This window comes from Flavobacterium sp. (assembly GCF_013823965.1).
Taxonomy (GTDB): Bacteria; Bacteroidota; Bacteroidia; order Flavobacteriales; family Flavobacteriaceae; genus Flavobacterium.
In genome coordinates this window covers 1-5,505 of record NZ_PNNA01000106.1, presented here as the reverse complement: position 1 = coordinate 5,505, position 5,505 = coordinate 1, and the positions used below count along the sequence as shown (strand labels likewise).

Here is a 5,505-nt window from a genome sequence, read left to right as displayed (position 1 = left end):
GACCGATCACGCTTGGTGCGAGCAAAAAGCCGCCACCAACATCATTACCATCATCACTTACAACTCGGAACACGAAGAATTGGTCACGGATTTACTGGAAATTGCCAAAGAAGAATTGGAGCATTTTCAATTGGTTCACAACATCATCAAGGAACGTGGATTGAAATTGGGAAGAGAAAGAAAAGACCATTACGTGAACGAACTTTTCAAATTTATGAAAAAAGACGGAAGCAGAAATGACGCTTTTGTAGATAGATTATTATTCTCAGCAATGATTGAAGCCAGAAGTTGTGAACGTTTCAAAGTGTTGTCTCAAAATATTGAAGACAAAGAATTGGCCGAGTTTTACAGAAAGTTAATGATAAGCGAAGCGGGACATTACACTACTTTTTTAGCTTTTGCCAGAAAATATTCCGAGAAAGTTGACGTTGATAAAAGATGGGCTGAATGGTTGGATTTTGAAGGCAAACTGATTACCAACTACGGAAAAAGCGAAACCGTTCACGGCTAAAAATACTTGTTGCTTTAAAGTCAAAAAAGGAAACGATACTAGTGTGAATACTTGGTATCGTTTCCTTTTTTGCATCAATACAATTTTGAATTCCTTCAAATTTATTCAACAAAGAAATTGGGTTACTTGTATAATTTGGCTTCGAAATGAAATATAGTATTCCAATTTTATATTCTTGCGCTTTTTGTATATAAAAATACGCAGAAGCAGTATTTAAAATCCGGAAGTTATAGTAATATTGTGTACACTGAATGTCTTAAATCCCGCAAGCAACAACTATAGTTTTCTCCAGGATTTTATGCACGAGGATTACGGATGCCAATAGTATCCTTTTCAAAGCAGTTTGGACAAGAGAAATAACAATGTCAAGAACAAGATTTTTATCTATTAGTTCCAACATAGTTTAATTTATTATTTGAATCTGGGCAATTCCATTGGCAAACAAAAACAATTTGGCTTAAAAAAATCGAATTTATAATTATGAATAACATAGTATTAGGAATTGATATTGGAGGAACATACCTAAAAATTGGCCGCGTGGAGAATGGTATCATCACAAATCAAACGTTTAACAGCGTTGACAGCAAAGCTTCAGAAGAGGCGACACTTTCCTCTTTTTTCGAGGCCATAGACAACATTATAAGCCCAGATGTTACCGCCATTGGGATTGGCGTTCCAGCAGTTGTAGACCCTATAGCGGGAATCGTTTATGACGTGCAAAATATTCCTTCGTGGAAAGAAGTTGCATTGAGAGAATTAGTGGAACAACGCTACAAGCTGCCAGTTTACCTGAATAATGATGCCAATTGTTTTGCCTTGGGCGAAAAAATATTTGGAAAAGGAAGAAACCATGAAAATTTCATTGGACTCACCATTGGAACAGGAATCGGGATGGGGATAATCATCAACAACGCCTTATACAACGGCATTCTCTGTGGTGCTGGAGAAGTGGGAATGTTGCCCTATAAAGACGGAATTATGGAAGAATATTCCAGCAGTTTTTTCTTTTCCAAGAATTACCATCAAAGTGCTGAAGAATTAAGTCGGAGTGCTGCCAAAGGAGATGAAAATGCCCTGCAGGCTTATACTGAATTTGGATTGCATCTAGGCGAATGCATCAAGTCCATTTTATACATGTACGCCCCAGAAGCCATCATTTTAGGAGGTTCCATAAGCAAATCCTTTCCGCTTTTCAAGGAATCTATGGAGTTGTCACTAAAATCATTTGCCTACCAAAAGCAAATTGAAGATTTAAAAATTGAAACCTCAAATTATGAAGGCGTCGCCATTTTGGGGGCAGCGTCACTTTGTATATAACCTAGAAGAACCTGTTGAAAAGTAATTTTTGTTTTGATAATTCGAGAGAAGACAAGTCCTATTATCACACCTAATCTTAAATTATCAATAACAAAGAAGATTTCCAGCAGATTCTTTTAGAATAAATAATTAAAAAAAACGTTACGAAAACCGTAAAATATAAAATAGTGAAATAAGCTTCAATATTAAAATATTTTTATGAAAAGTGTGATGAGAAATTCTCGCACTTTTTTGTTTTTATACACAACTATAAAAGACTAAAATACAATTTAAATATGCCCAATTAGACCATAAAAACGACCAAATCAAAAAAATACATTTACGTGATTTGAAGAATATAATACGCATATTTCTATTTCTTTTTTTGGGTTAACGAATAAATTTGTAATGTAGATTAAATCAAAAAAATCTTTTAAAAACAAAATGCAAAATCAAAATCACAACAATTTAGCCATTTCCCACAAAGAACCAGGACAGTTTGAAGAAACAAGATATGAGAAAATTCATAATACAATTTTCAAATCATCTGAGATTGCATCCAAAATAGTGGCACACGAAATAGCAAACCTAATTCGGGAGAAACAAGCCAAAAATGAAAATTGCGTTTTAGGACTTGCCACGGGATCTTCGCCTATAAAAGTATATGAAGAGATGATTCGATTGCACCAAGAAGAAGGATTGAGTTTTCAAAACGTAATCACTTTTAATCTTGACGAATATTATCCAATGGAAAAGGATAATGTTGAAAGTTACCATTATTTTATGCACGAAAATCTATTCAAGTATATTGATTTAAAACCCGAAAATATACATATTCCAGATGGAATGGTTGCCCAAGAAGACTTGGACCAATATTGTTTGGGATATGAAGCCGACATTTTAAAGGCCGGAGGATTAGATTTTCAATTACTGGGAATTGGTAGAACGGGACATATTGGATTCAACGAACCGGGTTCACATTCGAATTCGGGCACCAGAAGCATTACGCTAAATCACATCACAAGAGTTGATGCAGCTTCGTCATTTTTAGGAATAAACAATGTTCCCCGAAGAGCAATCACTATGGGAATTGGAACCATAAAAAAAGCAAAAAGAATCGTGCTTTTGGCTTGGGGAGAAAACAAGGCATCCATCATTAAAGAAACTATCGAAGGCGATGTTTCGTCACTAGTTCCAGCCACTTATTTACAAATTCACCACAACACCACATTTGTATTGGATACAGAAGCGGCATCCGAGCTTACCCGAATAAAAACACCTTGGTTAGTTTCTACCTGCATTTGGACAGAAGAACTGAAAAGCAGTGCCATTGTGTGGCTTTGCGGAAAAGTAAAAAAACCTGTTTTGAAGCTAAACGACAAAGATTATAATGACTTCGGAATGTCTGGTTTGCTCGCAGAAGAAGGCCAAGCGTATGATTTAAACATAAAAATGTTCAACAAATTGCAACATACCATCACTGGATGGCCGGGCGGAAAACCCAATGCCGATGATGAAAACAGGCCAGAAAGAGCTTTGCCAAAGAAGAAAAAAGTAATCATTTTTAGTCCACATCCCGATGATGACGTGATTTCTATGGGAGGAACATTTGACAGATTGATTGAGCAAGGTCACGAAGTACATGTCGCCTATCAAACCTCGGGAAATATTGCCGTTTCTGACGAAGAAGCTTTGCGCTATGCCGAAGTTGCCCTTGATATCGCTGACGAAAACAACAAAACAATAGAAAATGTAATTCTCGCTTTGCAAACAAAAAAAATCAGCAAAGCAGATGACTTGATCATTCGCAAAATAAAAGGCCAAATTAGACGAAAAGAATCGTTGGGAGCAACTCGATTCTTGGGAATTCCAGACAAACAAGTCCACTTTTTGGACATGCCTTTTTATGAAACAGGTACCGTCAAAAAAAACAATCTCGGCGAGGAAGATATTGAAATTGTAAGCAAATTAATTACGGCTGTCAAACCCCATCAAATTTTTGCTGCGGGAGATTTGGCAGATCCACACGGAACCCATAAAGTGTGCCTGGACGCCATTTTTGCGGCAATTGAAAAATTAAAATCAAAACCGTTTTTAAATGATTGTTGGGTTTGGTTGTATCGTGGCGCTTGGCACGAATGGGAACCACAAGAAATAGAAATGGCAGTTCCAATGAGTGAAGACCAAGTATTAAAGAAACGCAAAGCCATATTTTACCATCAATCCCAAAAAGATTCCGTGATGTTTCAAGGAGAAGATTCCAGGGAATTTTGGGTAAGAGTGGAAGAACGAACAAAAAATACCGCAGCGAAATACAATGCCTTGGGCCTGGCTGAATACACCGCAATGGAAGCGTTTAAACGTTATTACTTTTAAAAAGTTTTGGTTAGCTTTTTAGTATATTTCTCCTTGCAAGGTTAAAATGACCTTGCAAGGTTTTTAAAAAAACACACAATTGACTTCAAAAAAATTTAATTGTACCCAAGAATTAGAAGTTGATATTTACGATATATTTGCTATGGTTACCTCTTTACACAAACACAATTAAAAGTCGAATAAAAATGAAAAAAATATCGAATATAATTTTTCTGTTGTTGCTAACTGCTCTTTCAATGCAGATTTTTGCCGGCACAAAACCCACTGTTTCAAGTCGAGTGCCATTAAACGAAAACTGGAAAGTTCAACAAAGCAAGAAGATTTCAAGCAATGGAATTACCCTTACATCAGCAGTAACTAATTCTGAAAGTTGGTATAAAGCAAGTATTCCATCAACAGTTATGGGAGTTTTGACTGCCAATGGTTTGTACAATGATATATTTGTTGGCGATAATTACACAAAAATCGATAAAACCCAATTTGATGATTCTTGGTGGTATAAAACCGAATTTGATTTACCAAACATCAATCCGGAGAACAACATTTCACTTCATTTTGACGGAATAAATTATTATGCGAATATCTGGCTTAACGGGAAATTAATAGCTTCCCGCGACAAAGTTTTCGGTACTTTCAGGCAGTTTGCATTTGATATTACGGCTTTAGCCAAAAAGAAAGGGAACATTCTGGCAGTCGAAATATTTCGAGCACAACCCGGCGATTTCAATACCGGTTTTGTAGATTGGAATCCAAGACCATTGGATGAAAATATGGGAATTTGGCGTCCAGTTTATGTTGAAATTGACGGTGGTGTTGGCTTGAAAAACACCGCAGTCCAATCAAAAGTAAATACGGCAACACTTAAAGAAGCTTGGCTAACCGTAAAAACAGAACTCGAAAATTACACCTCAGAAATTGTTTCAGGAACCTTGATAGGAAAAATTGGAAAGAATGAATTCCGTTATCCCGTAAAATTAAACCCAAAAGAAACCAAGGCTTTGACTTTAACTTCAAATGAAATCGCCTCTTTATACGTTAAAAACCCGAAACTTTGGTGGTGCAACAATCTTGGAGAACCTAATTTGCAAAAGTTATCCCTTCGTTTTGAAACCAATAAAAACATATCAGATTCCGATGAAATTATTTTTGGTATTCGAGAAATTGAAACTTATTTCACACCAGAAGGCCACAAAGGTTTTATACTCAATGGCAAAAAAATATTGATAAAAGGAGCCGGCTGGACGGACGATATATTCCTTCGAGACACCAAAGAAAGTCTAGAAACCCAATTGCAATATGTAAAACATATGAATCTAAATACG

Annotated in this window: 5 protein-coding genes; 4 read left to right on the top strand and 1 reads right to left on the bottom strand. The window is 36.1% G+C overall.

The window, feature by feature from the left end; all coding sequences use genetic code 11:
• On the top strand, nucleotides 1–511 hold a 511-nt coding region (locus tag C0430_RS12945; protein WP_290870914.1), incomplete at its 5' end, for a tRNA-(ms[2]io[6]A)-hydroxylase.
• 256 nt (nucleotides 512–767) lie between these two features.
• On the opposite strand, the gene C0430_RS12940 is transcribed toward C0430_RS12945, so the two are convergent.
• Complete coding sequence (locus tag C0430_RS12940; RefSeq protein WP_290870913.1) at nucleotides 768–911, bottom strand: hypothetical protein; 144 nt, start codon at nucleotides 909–911, stop codon at nucleotides 768–770.
• Nucleotides 912–991: 80 nt separating this feature from the next.
• Here C0430_RS12940 and C0430_RS12935 point away from each other — a divergent pair, with 80 nt between their 5' ends.
• From C0430_RS12935 to C0430_RS12925, 3 genes are all read left to right on the top strand, one after another.
• Nucleotides 992–1,828 carry an ROK family protein gene (locus tag C0430_RS12935; RefSeq protein WP_290870911.1) on the top strand — a complete coding sequence of 279 codons (837 nt, stop codon included), beginning with the start codon at nucleotides 992–994 and terminating at the stop codon, nucleotides 1,826–1,828.
• 423 nt (nucleotides 1,829–2,251) lie between these two features.
• Nucleotides 2,252–4,183 carry a glucosamine-6-phosphate deaminase gene (gene nagB, locus C0430_RS12930; RefSeq protein ID WP_290870909.1) on the top strand — a complete coding sequence of 644 codons (1,932 nt, stop codon included), beginning with the start codon at nucleotides 2,252–2,254 and terminating at the stop codon, nucleotides 4,181–4,183.
• Between the two features lie 185 nt (nucleotides 4,184–4,368).
• Nucleotides 4,369–5,505, top strand: a 1,137-nt coding sequence (locus tag C0430_RS12925; RefSeq protein WP_290870907.1) for a sugar-binding domain-containing protein, incomplete at its 3' end; no start/stop codon positions are given.

Coding starts and splice junctions, on each gene's coding strand:
- C0430_RS12940 (WP_290870913.1), bottom strand. CDS start 911: ATGTTGGAACTAATAGATAAAAATCTTGTTCTTGACATTGTTATTTCT.
- C0430_RS12935 (WP_290870911.1), top strand. CDS start 992: ATGAATAACATAGTATTAGGAATTGATATTGGAGGAACATACCTAAAA.
- nagB (WP_290870909.1), top strand. CDS start 2,252: ATGCAAAATCAAAATCACAACAATTTAGCCATTTCCCACAAAGAACCA.